26 protein-coding genes are annotated in these 16,174 nt (G+C 63.8%); all 26 read left to right on the plus strand.

Translation table 11 applies throughout. From position 1 onward, the window contains the following. Positions 1-252: 252 nt before the first annotated feature. Positions 253-882 (plus strand): Crp/Fnr family transcriptional regulator, encoded by a 630-nt coding sequence (locus ACWPM1_RS03915; RefSeq protein ID WP_455693532.1) that lies wholly within the window; start codon positions 253-255, stop codon positions 880-882. A gap of 94 nt (positions 883-976) precedes the next feature. Beyond that, positions 977-1,699, plus strand: coding sequence for a Crp/Fnr family transcriptional regulator (locus tag ACWPM1_RS03920; RefSeq protein ID WP_455693533.1), 723 nt, complete (start codon positions 977-979; stop codon positions 1,697-1,699). 341 nt (positions 1,700-2,040) lie between these two features. Beyond that, positions 2,041-2,412: a 30S ribosomal protein S12 gene (gene rpsL / locus ACWPM1_RS03925; RefSeq protein ID WP_126175288.1), complete on the plus strand. Its 372-nt coding sequence runs from the start codon at positions 2,041-2,043 to the stop codon at positions 2,410-2,412. A gap of 70 nt (positions 2,413-2,482) precedes the next feature. Continuing rightward, positions 2,483-2,953: a 30S ribosomal protein S7 gene (rpsG, locus tag ACWPM1_RS03930; RefSeq protein WP_455693534.1), complete on the plus strand. Its 471-nt coding sequence runs from the start codon at positions 2,483-2,485 to the stop codon at positions 2,951-2,953. Positions 2,954-3,014: 61 nt separating this feature from the next. Next, positions 3,015-5,147, plus strand: a complete 2,133-nt coding sequence (gene fusA / locus ACWPM1_RS03935; RefSeq protein WP_455693535.1) for an elongation factor G — start codon at positions 3,015-3,017, stop codon at positions 5,145-5,147. A 91-nt stretch (positions 5,148-5,238) separates the two neighbouring features. Next, complete coding sequence (tuf, locus tag ACWPM1_RS03940; protein WP_455693536.1) at positions 5,239-6,429, plus strand: elongation factor Tu; 1,191 nt, start codon at positions 5,239-5,241, stop codon at positions 6,427-6,429. A 270-nt stretch (positions 6,430-6,699) separates the two neighbouring features. Continuing rightward, a complete protein-coding gene (rpsJ, locus tag ACWPM1_RS03945) occupies positions 6,700-7,011 on the plus strand; it encodes a 30S ribosomal protein S10 (RefSeq protein WP_160610002.1) in 312 nt (103 codons plus the stop codon). A 177-nt stretch (positions 7,012-7,188) separates the two neighbouring features. Continuing rightward, positions 7,189-8,073, plus strand: a complete 885-nt coding sequence (rplC, locus tag ACWPM1_RS03950) for a 50S ribosomal protein L3 (RefSeq protein ID WP_455693537.1) — start codon at positions 7,189-7,191, stop codon at positions 8,071-8,073. Between the two features lie 4 nt (positions 8,074-8,077). Continuing rightward, entirely contained in the window at positions 8,078-8,713 is a 636-nt protein-coding gene (gene rplD, locus ACWPM1_RS03955; RefSeq protein WP_455695120.1) for a 50S ribosomal protein L4, read from the plus strand. Beyond that, positions 8,706-9,023 (plus strand): 50S ribosomal protein L23, encoded by a 318-nt coding sequence (locus ACWPM1_RS03960; RefSeq protein WP_455693538.1) that lies wholly within the window; start codon positions 8,706-8,708, stop codon positions 9,021-9,023. Before rplD ends, ACWPM1_RS03960 begins: the two co-directional genes overlap by 8 nt. Positions 9,024-9,027: 4 nt before the next feature. Next, the gene (gene rplB, locus ACWPM1_RS03965; RefSeq protein WP_455693539.1) at positions 9,028-9,864 is read left to right on the plus strand and encodes a 50S ribosomal protein L2; all 837 of its coding nucleotides are present in this window, start codon (positions 9,028-9,030) and stop codon (positions 9,862-9,864) included. Positions 9,865-9,869: 5 nt separating this feature from the next. After that, positions 9,870-10,145 (plus strand): 30S ribosomal protein S19, encoded by a 276-nt coding sequence (gene rpsS, locus ACWPM1_RS03970; RefSeq protein ID WP_131623534.1) that lies wholly within the window; start codon positions 9,870-9,872, stop codon positions 10,143-10,145. Beyond that, positions 10,145-10,522, plus strand: a complete 378-nt coding sequence (rplV, locus tag ACWPM1_RS03975) for a 50S ribosomal protein L22 (protein ID WP_455693540.1) — start codon at positions 10,145-10,147, stop codon at positions 10,520-10,522. Before rpsS ends, rplV begins: the two co-directional genes overlap by 1 nt. Positions 10,523-10,525: 3 nt before the next feature. Beyond that, entirely contained in the window at positions 10,526-11,230 is a 705-nt protein-coding gene (rpsC, locus tag ACWPM1_RS03980) for a 30S ribosomal protein S3 (RefSeq protein WP_455693541.1), read from the plus strand. 15 nt (positions 11,231-11,245) lie between these two features. After that, entirely contained in the window at positions 11,246-11,680 is a 435-nt protein-coding gene (gene rplP, locus ACWPM1_RS03985) for a 50S ribosomal protein L16 (RefSeq protein ID WP_455693542.1), read from the plus strand. Next, complete coding sequence (gene rpmC, locus ACWPM1_RS03990; protein ID WP_455693543.1) at positions 11,680-11,928, plus strand: 50S ribosomal protein L29; 249 nt, start codon at positions 11,680-11,682, stop codon at positions 11,926-11,928. The genes rplP and rpmC overlap by 1 nt, the downstream gene beginning before the upstream one ends. A gap of 11 nt (positions 11,929-11,939) precedes the next feature. Further along, positions 11,940-12,230: a 30S ribosomal protein S17 gene (rpsQ, locus tag ACWPM1_RS03995; RefSeq protein ID WP_455693544.1), complete on the plus strand. Its 291-nt coding sequence runs from the start codon at positions 11,940-11,942 to the stop codon at positions 12,228-12,230. A 62-nt stretch (positions 12,231-12,292) separates the two neighbouring features. Beyond that, positions 12,293-12,661, plus strand: a complete 369-nt coding sequence (gene rplN / locus ACWPM1_RS04000; RefSeq protein ID WP_126175303.1) for a 50S ribosomal protein L14 — start codon at positions 12,293-12,295, stop codon at positions 12,659-12,661. After that, positions 12,661-12,984 carry a 50S ribosomal protein L24 gene (gene rplX, locus ACWPM1_RS04005; protein WP_455693545.1) on the plus strand — a complete coding sequence of 108 codons (324 nt, stop codon included), beginning with the start codon at positions 12,661-12,663 and terminating at the stop codon, positions 12,982-12,984. The genes rplN and rplX overlap by 1 nt, the downstream gene beginning before the upstream one ends. After that, positions 12,977-13,567 carry a 50S ribosomal protein L5 gene (gene rplE, locus ACWPM1_RS04010; RefSeq protein WP_455693546.1) on the plus strand — a complete coding sequence of 197 codons (591 nt, stop codon included), beginning with the start codon at positions 12,977-12,979 and terminating at the stop codon, positions 13,565-13,567. Before rplX ends, rplE begins: the two co-directional genes overlap by 8 nt. Positions 13,568-13,596: 29 nt before the next feature. Continuing rightward, positions 13,597-13,902: a 30S ribosomal protein S14 gene (gene rpsN, locus ACWPM1_RS04015; RefSeq protein ID WP_455693547.1), complete on the plus strand. Its 306-nt coding sequence runs from the start codon at positions 13,597-13,599 to the stop codon at positions 13,900-13,902. An 11-nt stretch (positions 13,903-13,913) separates the two neighbouring features. Beyond that, positions 13,914-14,309, plus strand: a complete 396-nt coding sequence (gene rpsH, locus ACWPM1_RS04020) for a 30S ribosomal protein S8 (protein WP_455693548.1) — start codon at positions 13,914-13,916, stop codon at positions 14,307-14,309. Then, positions 14,309-14,842 (plus strand): 50S ribosomal protein L6, encoded by a 534-nt coding sequence (gene rplF, locus ACWPM1_RS04025; RefSeq protein ID WP_455693549.1) that lies wholly within the window; start codon positions 14,309-14,311, stop codon positions 14,840-14,842. The genes rpsH and rplF overlap by 1 nt, the downstream gene beginning before the upstream one ends. A gap of 1 nt (position 14,843) precedes the next feature. After that, the gene (rplR, locus tag ACWPM1_RS04030; protein ID WP_455693550.1) at positions 14,844-15,188 is read left to right on the plus strand and encodes a 50S ribosomal protein L18; all 345 of its coding nucleotides are present in this window, start codon (positions 14,844-14,846) and stop codon (positions 15,186-15,188) included. A 2-nt stretch (positions 15,189-15,190) separates the two neighbouring features. Further along, the gene (gene rpsE, locus ACWPM1_RS04035) at positions 15,191-15,979 is read left to right on the plus strand and encodes a 30S ribosomal protein S5 (protein ID WP_455693551.1); all 789 of its coding nucleotides are present in this window, start codon (positions 15,191-15,193) and stop codon (positions 15,977-15,979) included. Positions 15,980-15,984: 5 nt separating this feature from the next. Further along, the gene (gene rpmD / locus ACWPM1_RS04040) at positions 15,985-16,164 is read left to right on the plus strand and encodes a 50S ribosomal protein L30 (protein WP_455693552.1); all 180 of its coding nucleotides are present in this window, start codon (positions 15,985-15,987) and stop codon (positions 16,162-16,164) included. Positions 16,165-16,174 lie beyond the last annotated feature (10 nt).

Below are 16,174 nucleotides of genomic sequence, written 5' to 3' on the forward strand. Positions count from 1 at the left end.
ATCTGGGACAATCTGTCCTTACATAATCTATGATTAGTTAATGCAGCGGTCCTATGTTATGGCTGCCTCATCGCCAACCGCATACAATTCGGGCGTCGGCGACTGAGAGATACGCGTGCTCCCGCCCTCTGCGGGAGACATTCGATGCCAATGCGGACAGGTTCACCCCTCGATCCCCTCATCCACCTCCTCAAGACATTCTATCCGATCACCGCGAGCGAGCAGGAAGCGTTGTTAGGCTTGCCGTTCAGGATGAAGGTCCGCGATCCGCAGTCCTATCTCGTGCGGGAAGGGGACAGGCCTGAAGTCTGCGACATGCTGGTGAGCGGCTTCGCCTTTCGTCACAAGGTCACCGGCACCGGCGACCGCCAGATCCTGGCGATCAATATTCCCGGCGAACCGCTCGACCTCCAGCACCTGTTTCTCGCCGAGGCCGATCATAACATCCAGATGCTGACCCGCGGCGAGGTGGCCGAGGTGCCGATGTCCGCGCTCGAGGACCTGGTGCTCACGGCGCCGGGCGTCGCGCGTGCCTTGCAGGTCTTCACCTTGGTCGAAGCGTCGATCTTCCGCGAATGGACCGTCAATGTCGGACGGCGCCACGCGCGCGAGCGGCTCGCGCATCTGCTATGCGAATTGGCGGTCCGGTTGCGGGCCCAGGGCATGCTGCACGACGGATCGTACCATCTGCCGATGACGCAGGAGCAATTGGCCGATGCCACCGGCCTGACCCCGGTTCATGTCAATCGAACCCTGAAAGGCCTCGAAGCGGAGGGCCTGATAGAGCGGACGCGGCGGTCGATTCACATTCCCGACTGGGAGCACCTGCGCGAAGCCGGGGATTTCAGCGAACGGTACCTGCATTTGCAGCGCGCCGCCTAGCCCGGGCACCGGCCAAGCACTAACCCGTTATAAGGAACTGTTGTCGTTCGAAAGTTAAGCCGCCCTTTCACGAAAAGGGGGCCGCGTTGGTTCTATGCCCACATCCGGTATCGATTTGCTCCTGCAGCGATGGGAAAGGAGCACCAGCCTCTCGGAGGCTGATCGAACCGCTGTGCGGCAGCTTCCCTTCGTCACCCGGTCGTTTCGCCGCGACGCCTACCTGGTGCGCGAAGGCGAACCGACCCACCACTGTCTGCTGCTTCTGAAGGGGCTCGCCTTCCGGCAGAAGATCCTCACCGACGGCAGCCGCCAGATCATCTCGTTTCACATCCCGGGCGAGTTCGTCGACCTGCAGCATACCCTGCTGTCGTTCGCCGATCACAACGTGCAAAGCCTCAGGAACGTCGAAGCGGGCCAGGTGCCGAAAGACGCGCTGATCGCGCTCATGCGCGAACGCCCGCAGGTCGCCCGGGCGGTCTGGCTCGATACGCTGATTGATTCCTCGATTTTTCGCGAGTGGGTGGTCAATGTCGGGCGCCGCGACGCGCGCTCGCGGATCGCCCACTTGCTCTGCGAACTGGCCCTGCGCCTGCGCGCCGCGGACCAGTCCGACGCGCAGACCTGCGACTTTCCGATGACCCAGGAACAGCTCGCCGACGCCACCGGGCTCACCAGCGTCCACACCAACCGGACCCTGCAGGAACTGCGGCGGAGCGGCCTGATCACCCTCAGCGAGCAGAAGTTGACGGTGCTCGACTGGGAAGGGCTGGCGGACGTGGGCGACTTCAACGAACGCTACCTGCACCACTCGGTGTAGCGCGCTCGCCTTGACCGCGGACCCGAATCCACCTAAGGGCCCGCCCATCCAAGGCCGGCTCTCGCCGGTTTCGGGCAGATAGAGCTGAACATTGGCGGTTGAGTTCCGGGGCCTGGCGCGGTTGCGCATTGGGCTCTTTTCTATTGGAGCGGTCTCGGCTGAGACGCTCTCGGGGCGGCCGTCAAAGTAACCCGGTGTCCGTGACACGGGTGGAGTGTTTCAGGCTCGTGCGATCGTTTCGCCTCGCGGCGCCCTCGGGCTTCCGCCGGCAGCGCGCATGATCCTTTCTCCTTCATCCCAGCGATGGCACCTCCATACGGTGAAGAGAGAGAACTCCTTTAATGCCGACGATCAACCAGCTGGTCCGCAAGGGCCGCGAACCGCAGAAGGCCAAGTCCAAGGTCCCTGCGATGGAAGCGAACCCGCAGAAGCGCGGCGTTTGCACCCGCGTCTACACGACGACCCCGAAGAAGCCGAACTCGGCGCTGCGCAAGGTCGCCAAGGTGCGCCTCACCAACCAGCGCGAGGTCATCACCTACATCCCGGGCGAAGGGCACAACCTGCAGGAGCACAGCGTGGTCCTCATCCGCGGCGGCCGCGTGCGCGACCTTCCGGGCGTGCGCTATCACGTGCTGCGCGGCGTGCTCGACACGCAAGGGGTCAAGGATCGCAAGCAGAGCCGTTCGAAGTACGGCGCCAAGCGTCCGAAGTAAGCGAACCGCTTTTTCGAGGTTTCCGGCCGCGCGCTTTCGTTCGCTGCGGCCCAGCACAAGGAATACGAGAATGTCTCGTCGTCGTCGTCCCGAGAAGCGGGAAATCCTGCCTGATCCCAAGTTCGGTGATCAGATCCTGTCTAAGTTCATGAACAACCTGATGCTCGACGGGAAGAAGTCCGTCGCCGAGAGCATCGTCTACGGTGCGCTGGATACGGTCGAAGGTCGTGCCAAGGCCAACCCGCTCGAGGTGTTCCACACCGCCCTGACCAATGTCGCCCCGCAGATTGAGGTGCGTTCGCGCCGCGTCGGCGGTGCCACGTACCAGGTGCCGGTCGAGGTCCGTCCGGAGCGCGCCCAGGCGCTGGCGATCCGCTGGCTCATCACGGCCGCTCGCGGCCGTGCCGAGACCACGATGTCGGCCCGCCTCTCGGGCGAGCTGATGGATGCCGCCAACAACCGCGGCAACGCGGTCAAGAAGCGCGAAGACACGCACCGCATGGCCGACGCCAACCGCGCCTTCTCGCACTACCGCTGGTAACACCCTATATGGGGGCCGGCTCTCGCTGAGGGCCGCCCCCAAGACCCCCGAGGAATTCACAATGGCCCGCGAATACCCGCTGGAGCGCTACCGCAATATCGGCATCATGGCGCACATCGATGCCGGCAAGACCACCACGACCGAGCGCATCCTTTACTACACCGGCAAGTCCTACAAGATCGGCGAAGTCCACGACGGCGCTGCCACCATGGATTGGATGGAGCAGGAGCAGGAGCGCGGGATCACCATCACCTCGGCTGCGACCACGACCTTCTGGACGCCCGAGGACCCGGCCATGGATCCGCGCTCGGACCCTGAGGCGCTGCGCGCGAACATGCCCAAGTACCGCGTCAACATCATCGACACCCCCGGCCACGTCGACTTCACCATCGAAGTCGAACGGTCCTTGCGCGTGCTCGACGGTGCGGTCGCGGTGTTCGATGGCGTAGCCGGCGTGGAACCGCAGTCCGAGACCGTATGGCGCCAGGCCGACAAGTACGGCGTGCCGCGGATGTGCTTCATCAACAAGCTCGATCGCACCGGCGCCGATTTCTACTACTGCGTTCAGTCGATCATCGATCGCCTCGGCGCCAAGCCGTTGGTGCTTTATCTCCCGATCGGTGCTGAGAGCCAGCTCAAGGGCGTGGTCGACCTCGTCAACAACCGCGGCATCGTGTGGCAGGCCGAAGACCTCGGCGCCAAGTACGAGTTCATCGACATTCCCGCCGACCTTGCCGACAAGGCCGCCGAATACCGCGAGCAGCTGATCGAGCTCGTCGTCGAGCAGGACGACGATGTGATGGAAGCGTATCTCGAAGGCAACGAGCCCGACGTCGCGACCATCAAGTCGCTCATCCGCAAAGGCACCATGGCGCGCGCGTTCGTGCCCGTGACCTGCGGCTCGGCGTTCAAGAACAAGGGCGTCCAGCCCCTGCTCGACGCGGTAGTCGACTACATGCCGAGCCCGCTCGACGTGCCGGCGATCAAGGGCGTTCTTCCCGACAGCGACGAAGAAGCCGAGCGTCCCTCGAGCGACGATGCGCCGTTCGCGGCGCTCGCGTTCAAGATCATGAACGACCCATTCGTCGGCAGCCTCACCTTTACCCGTATCTATTCGGGCAAGCTCACGAAGGGCCAGGTACTGAACAGCGTGAAGGACAAGAAGGAAAAGATCGGCCGCATGCTGCTGATGCATTCCAATAACCGCGAAGACATCGATGAGGCCTTTGCGGGCGACATCGTCGCGCTCGCGGGCATGAAGGACACGACCACGGGGGATACCCTGTGCGACGTCGCGCACCCGATCATCCTCGAGCGGATGGAATTCCCCGAGCCAGTGATAGAACTGTCGGTGGAGCCCAAGACCAAGGCCGACCAGGAGAAGATGGGCATTGCCCTTCATCGCCTCGCGCAGGAGGATCCGTCGTTCCGCGTGTCGACCGACCAGGAAAGCGGGCAGACGATCATCAAGGGGATGGGCGAGCTCCACCTCGACATCATCGTCGATCGCATGAAGCGGGAGTTCAAGGTCGAGGCCAACGTCGGTGCGCCGCAAGTGGCTTATCGCGAATACCTCGCGAAGCCGGTGGACGTCGATTACACCCACAAGAAGCAGTCGGGTGGCTCGGGCCAGTTCGGGCGCGTCAAGGTAAAGGTCGAGCCGGGCGAGCGCGGCCAGGGTTTCGTCTTCCAGGACGAGATCAAGGGCGGCAACATCCCGAAGGAGTACATCCCGGCGATCGAGAAGGGCTTCCGCGAGCAGGGCGAAAGCGGCTACCTCGTGGGCTTCCCGATCATCGACTTCACCGTCACGCTGTATGATGGTGCGTACCACGACGTCGACTCGAGCGCGATCGCGTTCGAAATCGCCGGTCGCGGCGCGATGCGCGAAGTCGCGCAGAAAGCGGGCATCAAGCTGCTCGAGCCGATCATGAAGGTCGAAGTGGTGACGCCCGAGGATTATCTCGGTGATGTCATCGGCGACTTGAACAGCCGGCGCGGCCAGATCCAGGGCACCGACACCAGGGGCAACGCCCAGGCGGTCGAGGCCATGGTGCCGCTCGCCAACATGTTCGGCTACGTGAACGAGCTACGTTCGTTCAGCCAGGGCCGCGCGAACTACTCGATGCAGTTCAGCCACTATGACGAGGTCCCGGCAAACGTCGCGGCCGAGGTCAAGGAGAAGCTTGCCTAAGGACAGGCAAGGTTCTAGGGGCGGCGCCTGATTCACCGGGTGCCGCCGCCGGCTTGGTGAAATTCAATCCCAGACAGAGGTTTTAGTCAAAATGGCCAAGGAAAAATTCCAGCGGAATAAGCCGCACTGCAACATCGGCACCATCGGTCACGTCGACCATGGCAAGACCACGCTGACTGCGGCGATCACGAAGGTCATGGCCGAAGTGTACGGCGGCACCGCCGTCGACTTCGCGAACATCGACAAGGCGCCCGAAGAGCGCGAGCGCGGCATCACCATCTCGACCGCACACGTCGAGTATGAGTCGGAAGCCCGCCACTACGCGCACGTCGATTGCCCGGGTCACGCCGACTACGTGAAGAACATGATCACCGGCGCTGCCCAGATGGACGGCGCGATCCTGGTCGTGAACGCTGCCGACGGCCCGATGCCGCAGACCCGCGAGCACATCCTGCTCGCCCGTCAGGTCGGCGTGCCGGCGCTGGTCGTGTACATGAACAAGGTCGATCAGGTCGACGACGAGGAAATTCTCGAGCTGGTCGAGCTGGAAGTGCGTGAGCTGCTGAGCTCTTACGACTTCGACGGCGATAACATTCCGATCATCAAGGGTTCGGCACTCGCCGCCCTCGAAGGTCGCGATGACCCCATCGGGAAGGATTCGGTCGTTGCGCTGATCAAGGCGGTTGACGAGTTCATCCCGCAGCCCGACCGTCCGGTCGACAAGCCGTTCCTGATGCCGATCGAGGACGTGTTCTCGATCTCGGGTCGCGGCACGGTCGTCACCGGCCGTATCGAGACCGGCATCGTCAATGTTGGCGAGGAAGTCGAAATCGTCGGCATCAAGGACACCAAGAAGACGACCGTCACCGGCGTCGAGATGTTCCGCAAGCTGCTCGATCGTGGTGAAGCGGGCGACAACGTGGGTGCTCTGATCCGCGGCGTGGCTCGCGAGGAAGTCGAGCGCGGCCAGGTTCTCTGCAAGCCGGGTTCGGTCAAGCCGCACACCGACTTCGAAGCCGAGGTCTATGTGCTGTCGAAGGACGAAGGCGGCCGTCACACGCCGTTCTTCGCCAACTACCGCCCGCAGTTCTACTTCCGCACCACCGACGTGACCGGCGAAGTTGTCCTCCCCGAGGGCACCGAGATGGTCATGCCGGGCGACAACGTGACGATCGGCGTCAAGCTGATCGCTCCGATCGCGATGGACGAAGGCCTTCGCTTCGCGATCCGCGAAGGCGGCCGCACCGTCGGCTCGGGCGTCGTGTCGAAGATCACCAAGTGAGCTTGGCGATCTGACCAGGTTCAGGGCCCGGTTCTCTTCGGAGAGCCGGGCCCTTTCCTTTTAGTGAGAGCACATGTGCTCTTGCGCCATTTCGGGGGTTGCCACTCAGGGGCCTCAACCGTATAGGCGCGCCACCGGACGGGGATTCGTCTCCATCCAAAGGAATTCAGGAAGGCCGCCCGTTGCCGGGAAACCGGAGCAAGCGGGGCGGGCTTTTCTTTTTTTGCGGGTTGGTGACAGCTCGCTTGGCTCTTTCGCATCGGTAGGGACATGGAAGCTCAGAATATCCGCATTCGCCTGAAGGCGTTCGATCACCGCGTGCTCGATCAGGCAACCGGCGAGATCGCGGATACCGCCCGTCGCACGGGCGCGCTTATTCGGGGCCCCATTCCCATGCCGACGCGCATCGAGAAGTTCACCGTGAACCGCGGCCCGCACGTCGACAAGAAGTCGCGCGAGCAGTTCGAGGTGCGCACCTACAAGCGGCTGCTCGATATCGTGCAGCCTAACGCCCAGACCGTGGACGCGCTGATGAAGCTCGACCTCGCCGCTGGCGTGAACGTCGAGATCAAGCTCGCTTGATTTGACGGCGGGCTGAAAGGTCCGCGGACAAAGGGATACCTCCGGCAAGTTGCCGGGCAGCGTCCCCCGTCTCGCTCCTCGCAAGGGAGCACTTTGGCCCGGACGGGGCGATGCATGAATTCTGGGCCGAGCACGCACCGGGGATGGTCTCCGGTGCCTCTGTAAGGAGAACGGATCATGCGCTCCGGCGTGATCGCTAAGAAAGTCGGGATGACCCGCCTCTTCCAGGAGGATGGCCGGCACGTGCCCGTTACCGTCCTGGCGCTCGAGGATTGCCAGGTCGTTTCGCATCGTACCGCTGACCGCGACGGGTATTTCGCCGTCCAGCTGGGCGCGGGCGAAGCCAAGCAGAAGAACGTCAACAAGCCGCAGCGCGAAGCATTCGCGAAGGCGGAAGTTGGCCTCAAGATGCGCGTCGCGGAGTTCCGCGTCGACGGTGAGGACGGACTCATCCCCGTCGGCTCCACCATCTCGGCCGAGCACTTCCTCGCGGGGCAGAAAGTCGACATCACCGGCTGCACGCAGGGAAAGGGTTTCCAGGGCGCGATGAAGCGCTGGGGTTTCGGCGGCATGCGCGCGACGCACGGTGTCTCGATCAGCCACCGCGCCCACGGTTCGACCGGTCAGCGCCAGGATCCGGGCAAGGTCTTCAAGAACAAGAAGATGGCCGGTCACATGGGTGACAAGCAGCGCACCCAGCAGAACCTCGAAGTCGTCCGCACGGACGCCGCTCGCGGTCTGATTTTCGTCAAGGGTTCGGTCCCCGGCTCGAAGAACGGTTGGCTGATGATCCGCGATGCGGTGAAGCTTCCGCTTCCCAATGGCGCGCCGTTCCCGGCCGCGATCCTCGAGAAGAAGAGCACTGCTCCCGAACATGAAGAAGCTCCGGCCGGCATGGTCGAGGCGGCTGCCGAGCACGAAGTGATCGAGCAGGTGACGCCCGAGATGCAGGAGCAACTCGCCGAGGAACAGCAGGCTGGCGCCGACACGGACGCCGAAGCTGGTCCCGACACCAACGCTGAGGGCGATGCGCCCGCCGGCGATGAAAACAAGGAGGGCTGATCCCGTGAAGGTGAAGGTCCAGAATCTCGACGGTAGTGAGATCAAGGGCGCCGCTGGCGACCTTGAACTTAGCGATGCCGTCTTCGGCGTCGAGCCGCGGCAGGACATCCTGCACCGCGTGGTGACCTGGCAGCTGTGGAATCGTCGTGCGACTGCGCGGCCGACCCGCGAGCGCAGCGAAGTATCACGCACCGGCAAGAAGTTCGGCCGCCAGAAGGGTGGCGGCACGGCTCGACATGGCGACCGCGCGGCCCCGATCTTTGTCGGCGGCGGCAAGGCGCATGGCGCCAAGCTGCGCGACTTCAATATCTCGCTGAACAAGAAGGTTCGCGCACTCGGTCTGCGGATGGCGCTGTCGAGCAAGGCGAACGGTGGTCTCGTGATCGTCGATAGCCTCGAAGTGAAGGACGCCAAGACCAAGGCGCTGAAGGGCCAATTCGATAAGAATGGCTGGGGCAACAAGGTGCTCGTGATCGATGGCGACGCGGTGGAAACATCGTTCGCCCGCGCTGCCGGCAACCTGCCGGGTGTCAACGTGATGCCGGCCGCCGGTGCCAACGTCTATGACATCCTGAAGCACGACACGCTGGTCCTCACACGGTCGGCGGTCGAGAAGCTGGAGGCGCGCTTCAATGGCTAAACAGCAGTCAAAACAGGTCGATGCGCGTCACTACGACGTGATTGTCGCGCCGCACATTACGGAGAAGTCGACCCTGGCTTCGGAATTCAACGCGATCGTCTTCAAGGTCGCGGGCGATGCCACGAAGAGCCAGATCAAGGAGGCTGTCGAGGCCATCTACGATCGCAAGGTGGCGAAGGTGAACACCATCGTCGTCAAGGGCAAGACCAAGCGCTGGAAGGGCAAGCCCTACACGCGCACCGACATGAAGAAGGCGATCGTGACTCTGGCCGAAGGCCAGGACTCGATCGACGTCACGAGCGGGATCTGAGGCAATGGCACTCAAGAACTACAAGCCGACCAGCCCGGCCCGCCGCGGCCTGATCTTGGTCGACAAGTCGGGCCTGTTCAAAGGCAAGCCGATCAAGGCGCTTACCGAAGGCAAGCGTAAGACCGGTGGCCGCAACAACAAGGGCCACGTCACCTCGCGTGGGATCGCCGGGGGCCACAAGCAAAAGTACCGCTACGTCGACTTCAAGCGTCGCAAGTGGGACATGCCGGCTACCGTCGAGCGTCTGGAATACGACCCTAACCGCACCGCTTTCATCGCGCTGGTAAAGTACGAGGACGGCGAGCTCGCCTACATCCTCGCGCCGCAGCGTCTCGCGGTGGGCGACAGCGTGGTCGCGGGTGAGAAGGTCGACACCAAGCCCGGCAACGCCATGCTGCTCGGCACGATGCCGGTCGGCACGATCTGTCACAACGTCGAGATGAAGCCAGGCAAAGGCGGCCAGATCGCCCGTTCTGCGGGGACCTACGTCCAGGTCGTCGGTCGTGACCGCGGGATGGTGATCGTGCGCCTCAATAGCGGCGAGCAGCGTTACCTGCGCGCTGACTGCATGGGCACTGTTGGTGCGGTGTCGAACCCCGACAACCAGAACCAGAACTTCGCCAAAGCCGGCCGCAGCCGCTGGATGGGCCGCCGTCCGCTGACCCGCGGCGTCGCGAAGAACCCGGTCGATCACCCGCACGGCGGCGGCGAAGGCCGTACCTCGGGCGGCCGTCACCCGGTTACTCCGTGGGGCAAGCCGACCAAGGGTGCCCGCACCCGTCACAACAAGGCGACGGACAAGATGATCATCCGTTCGCGTCACGCCAAGAAGAAGAGGTAATCGAGATGGCTCGTTCCGTCTGGAAAGGTCCGTTCGTCGACCTCCACCTGCTGAAGAAGGCCGAGGACGCGCAGGAGAAGAACGCGCGCGGTGCGATCAAGACCTGGTCGCGTCGTTCGACGATCCTGCCGCAGTTCGTTGGTCTGACGTTCAGTGTCTACAACGGCCAGAAGTTCATTCCGGTCTCCGTCAACGAAGACATGGTCGGCCACAAGCTCGGGGAATTCTCGCCAACGCGCAGCTTCCCCGGCCACGCCGCCGACAAGAAGGGCAAGCGCTGATGGGCAAGCAGAAAGCTCCCCGCCGCGTCGGCGATAACGAGGCGCTCGCTGTCGGGACCACGATCCGTGGCTCCGCGCAGAAGCTCAACCTCGTTGCCGGCCTGATCCGCGGTCGCAAGGCCGAGGACGCGATGAACATCCTCGCGTTCTCGAAGAAAGCGATGGCCCGCGACGCATCGAAGGTGCTCGCGAGTGCGATCGCCAATGCCGAGAACAACCACAACCTCGACGTCGACGCGCTCGTCGTCGCCGAGGCGTCGGTCGGCAAGTCCGTCACCATGAAGCGCTTCCACACGCGTGGTCGCGGAAAATCGACCCGCATCCTCAAGCCGTTCAGCCGGCTGCGGATCGTGGTTCGCGAAAGCGAGGAGGCTTAAGTCATGGGTCATAAATCGAACCCCATCGGCCTGCGCCTGCAGATCAACCGCACTTGGGACAGTCGCTGGTACGCCGAAGGGCGCGACTACGCCAAGCTGCTCAGCGAGGACATCGAGATCCGCAAGTACATCGTCGAGAGCCTGCCCCAGGCGGCGATCTCGAAGGTGGTCATCGAGCGTCCGGCCAAGCTGTGCCGCGTGTCGATCTACGCGGCGCGTCCGGGCGTGATCATCGGCAAGAAGGGCGCGGACATCGAGAAGCTTCGCTCGAAGCTGGCAACGATGACCGCGAGCGAAGTGAAGCTCAACATCGTCGAGATCCGCAAGCCGGAGATCGACAGCAAGCTCGTCGCGCAAGGGATTGCGGACCAGCTGGTTCGACGCGTGGCGTTCCGCCGGGCGATGAAACGCGCGATGCAGTCGGCCATGCGCCTAGGTGCCGAAGGCATCAAGGTGATGTGCGGTGGTCGTCTCGGCGGTGCGGAGATCGCCCGCGTCGAGCAGTATCGCGAGGGCCGAGTGCCGCTCCACACGCTGCGCGCCAACGTCGACTATGCCGAAGCCGAAGCACTCACCGCCTACGGCGTGATCGGCATCAAGGTGTGGATCTTCAAGGGCGAGATCCTCGGCCACGATCCGACCGCGACCGACCGGCTGATGATGGAGGCCCAGACTTCTGGCGTCCGTCCGGCTTCCGACCGGCGCTAAGGTAGAGCAAGAACAATGCTGCAACCGAAGAAAACCAAGTTCCGCAAGGCCTTCAAGGGCCGGATCAAGGGCGACGCCAAGGGCGGCACGACGCTGAACTTCGGCTCGTACGGCCTCAAGGCGCTCGAGCCGGAGCGGGTCACCGCCCGCCAGATCGAGGCCGCCCGCCGCGCGATCACGCGCCACATCAAGCGCCAGGGGCGCCTGTGGATCCGCGTGTTCCCCGACGTGCCGGTGTCGAAGAAGCCGGCTGAAGTCCGTCAGGGGAAGGGCAAGGGCTCGGTCGAATACTGGGCCGCGCGCGTCAAGCCGGGCCGGATCATGTTCGAGCTCGACGGCGTTCCAGGTCCGCTGGCGGCGGAAGCATTCAGCCGCGCGGCCATGAAGCTGCCGATCAAGACCAAGGTCGTCGCTCGCCTCGGCGACACCAGCCACTTGGGAGCCGAGTGATGGCGAAGAAGCCCACCAAGGACGCGAAGGCGACAGGCGGCAACGCGAAGGTCGCCGACCTGCGCACCAAGACCGACGACCAGCTGGGTGACCAGCTCGTCGAGCTGAAGCGCGAGGCTTTCAACCTGCGTTTTCAGGCCGCGACCAACCAGCTGGAGCGCCCCGCGCGCATCCGCGAGGTTCGCCGCGACATCGCGCGCATCAAGACGCTGCAGACCGAGCGCACGCGCTCGGTCGAAGCGAAGTAAGGACCAGGCAGATGCCCAAGCGTATCCTCACCGGGACTGTCGTTTCCGACAAGACCGACAAGACCGTGACCGTTCTGGTCGAGCGCAAGGTGAAGCACCCGCTCTACGGCAAGATCATCCGTCGCTCGAAGAAGTACCATGCTCACGACGAGAGCAACGAGTACCACCCGGGCGATGTCGTGCGGATTGAAGAGACCCGCCCGATTTCTAAGACCAAGACCTGGGCCGTGAAGGACCGGGTCGTCGCGGGTGGTGTGCAGGCGGTGGAAGCCGACCTCGACGTCGCCGAAGCCGGCAACTGAGCCGGAATTTTTAGGAACTGCCGGACTGGTTCCGGCAAGCCGAACGAGAAGGAACCGGATCGATGATCCAGATGCAATCCACGCTCGATGTCGCTGACAACAGCGGCGCGAAGCGCGTCCAGTGCATCAAGGTGCTGGGCGGATCGAAGCGTCGGACCGCCGGCGTGGGCGACGTAATCGTCGTCTCTGTGAAGGAGGCGCAGCCGCGCACGCGCGTCAAGAAGGGCGACGTACACCGTGCGGTGATCGTGCGCACTCGCAAGGACGTGCGCCGCGCCGACGGCAGCGTGATCCGCTTCGATAGCAACGCCGCGGTGCTCGTGAACAAGAACGAGGAGCCGATCGGCACCCGTATCTTCGGCCCCGTGGTGCGCGAGCTCCGCGGCCGCGGTTTCATGAAGATCATCAGCCTCGCTCCGGAGGTGCTGTAATGGCCGGCGCTAAGATCAAGAAGGGCGACAGCATCGTCGTGCTCTCGGGTAAGGACAAGGGCCGCACCGGCACCGTCCAGTCAGTGATGCCGAAGGATGGCAAGGTCGTCATCGACGGCGTGAATATGATCGCACGTCATCGCAAGCCGAGCCAAGAGAACCCGCAAGGTGGCATCGACCGCAAGCCGGCTCCGATGCACATCTCGAAGGTGGCGCTGGCCGATCCCAAGGACGGCAAGCCAACCCGCGTGCGGTTCGAGACGAACAAGGACGGCCGCAAGGTCCGCGTCGCCGTCAAGTCCGGGGAGACCATCGATGGTTGACCAGAAGTATACCCCGCGCCTCAAGGCCAAGTACGAAGCCGACATCGCCAAGGCGATGACGGAGAAGTTCGGCTACAAGAACGCGATGGAAGTGCCCAAGATTGAGAAGATCACGCTCAACATGGGCGTGGGCGAGGCGAGCCAGGACAAGAAGAAGGTCCAGACCGCCGCCGAGGAAATGGCACTAATCGCCGGCCAGAAGCCGGTTATCACCAAGGCCAAGAAGTCGATCGCGCAGTTCAAGCTGCGCGAAGGCATGCCGATCGGCGCGAAGGTGACCCTTCGGCGCGAGCGGATGTACGAATTCCTCGACCGCCTGGTGACCGTGGCCATGCCGCGCATCCGCGACTTCCGCGGGCTGAACCCGAAGAGCTTCGACGGGCGCGGCAACTACGCGATGGGCCTCAAGGAGCAGATCATCTTCCCGGAAATCTCGTACGATCGTATCGAGAAGGTCCGGGGGATGGACATCATCGTCACCACCACCGCGAAGACCGACGACGAGGCGCGCGAGCTGCTGCGCCTGTTCGGTTTCCCGTTCCCCCGCGAGGAAGCTGCCGAAGAGCAGCAGGCCGCCGCGTGATCAAGATTTGAAGAAGAGAGCTTAAGTCCATGGCGAAACTGAGTTCCATCAACAAGAACGAGCGGCGCAAGGCGCTCGTGAAGAAGTACGCGGGCAAGTATGCCAAGCTGAAGGCCATCGCTGACGACGAGTCGCGCGACGATGGCGAGCGCCTGATTGCGCGCCTGAAGCTGGCCGAGATCCCCCGCAACGCGAACCCGACGCGGGTGCGCAACCGCTGTGCCACCACTGGTCGGCCCCGCGGCGTCTACCGCAAGTTCGGCCTCAACCGGATCGAGATCAGGAACCTTGGCAACAAGGGCATGATCCCCGGTCTGACCAAGTCGAGCTGGTGAGGATTCGATAGATGGCTATGACCGATCCCCTGGGTGATATGCTCACCCGCATCCGCAACGGCCAGCAGGCGAAGAAGGACTCCGTCCTGACCCCCGCCAGCAAGCTGCGCGCGAACGTGCTCGAAGTGCTCCAGCGCGAAGGCTACATCCGTGGCTACAGCGAAGACGCTTCCGGCAAGCACCCTGCGCTGCGGATCGAACTGAAGTATTTCGAAGGCGAGCCCGCGATCAAGCACGTGGCCCGCGTTTCCAAGCCGGGCCGGCGCGTCTACTCGGGGTCGAAAGAACTCCCGACGATCCGCAACGGCCTGGGCATCACCATCGTCTCGACGCCGCGCGGCGTGCTTTCCGACGCGGAAGCCCGGGTGCAGAACGTCGGCGGCGAAGTGCTGGCGGAGGTGTTCTGATGAGCCGCATCGGCAAAGTTCCGGTCCCCGTGCCGTCCGGCGTATCCGCGGATGCCGCGGATGGCGTACTCACGGTCAAGGGTCCGAAGGGAACGCTTACGCTGAGCATGCGTGAGGAAATCAGCTATACGGTCGAGGACGGCCGGATTCTGGTGCGCCCCGCCAACGATACCAAGCAAGCGAAGGCTTTCTGGGGCATGCAGCGCACGCTGGTGTCGAACCTGGTCGAAGGCGTGACCAACGGCTTCACCAAGACGCTCGACATCAAGGGCGTCGGGTATCGTGCCGCCGCGCAGGGCAAGAAGCTGAAGCTTCAGCTTGGCTTTTCGCACGACGTCGATCTCGATGTGCCTGAAGGCCTCGAAGTGAAAACGCCTGACCAGACCACGGTCGAGGTTTCGGGCATCGACAAGCAGGCTGTCGGCCAGTTTGCCGCCGAGGTTCGCCGCTGGCGCAAGCCCGAGCCTTACAAGGGCAAGGGTATCGCCTATCGCGGCGAGTACATCTTCCGCAAGGAAGGGAAGAAGAAGTAAGATGGCCAAGCTTTCCCTTTTCGAGCGCCGCCGCCGCCGCGTGCGCACCGCGATCAAGACCCGCGCCGGAACTCGGCCGCGTCTGTCGGTGCACCGCACCGGCCGCCACATCTACGCTCAGATTATCGACGACGCCCAAGGCAAGACAGTTGCCGCGGCGAGCACCCTGGGCGCGAAGTCCAGTGGCGCAAACGTCGATGCCGCTGTGCAGGTGGGCAAGGAAATTGCCGAAGCCGCCAAGAAGGCCGGCGTCTCGACCGTCGTATTCGATCGCGGCGGGTTCCTGTTTCATGGCCGCGTGAAAGCGCTGGCCGACGCCGCCCGCGAAGGCGGGTTGGAGTTCTGATTATGGCTGAAAACGAAAACAAAAACGAAGCGACCGCTGAGACCGAGAACGCGGTCGTTCTGGAGCAGCCGGCGATTGCCGACACGCCTTCGGTCGCGGCCGACACGCAGAGCGTCGAGCAGGGTGTGGATCAGCCCCGCGGTCGCGGTGCACGTGGCGGCGGTGACCGTGGCGGCAATCGCGGCGGCCAGGGCGGCCGTGGCGGGCAGCGTGGCGGGCGTCGTGACGATCGTCGCGGCGGACGCGAGGAAGAAGACGACGGCATCATCGAGAAGCTGGTTCACATCAACCGCGTCTCGAAGACGGTGAAGGGCGGCAAGCGCTTCGGCTTCGCGGCGCTGGTCGTCGTGGGCGACGGCGCCGGCCGCGTGGGCTTCGGCCACGGCAAGGCGCGCGAAGTGCCGGAAGCCATCACCAAGGCGACCTCGGCGGCTAAGAAGAAGATGATCCGCGTGCCGCTCAAGGAAGGCCGCACGCTGCACCACGACGGCAAGGGACGTTTCGGTGCCGGCAAGGTCAACGTGCGCAGCGCTCCCGCAGGTACCGGCATCATCGCCGGTGGCCCGATGCGGGCCGTGTTCGAGAGCCTGGGCGTGGCCGACGTGGTGACCAAGTCGGTCGGCACCAGCAACCCCTACAACATGATCCGCGCCACTTTCGACGCGCTGCAGGACCAGACTTCCCCGAAGTCCGTCGCCCAGCGCCGCGGCAAGAAGATCGCCGACCTTCTCGGTCGTGGCGGGGCGAACGCAGCCGAGGCGGAAGCCGACGCCGCCGCGATTGTGGAGTAAGCCAGATGGCCAAAATCAAGCTCAAGCAGATCGGCAGCCCGATCCGCCGTCCGGAAAGCCAGAAGAAGATTCTGGTTGGCCTCGGCCTCGGCAAGATGCACCGCGTGGTGGAGATCGAAGACTCCGCTGAAGTCCGCGGGGCGATCGCCAAGCTGCCGCACATGGTGGAAGTCGTCGAGGGCTAAGGCTCCCGAC

The organism is Tsuneonella sp. HG249, from assembly GCF_053819205.1.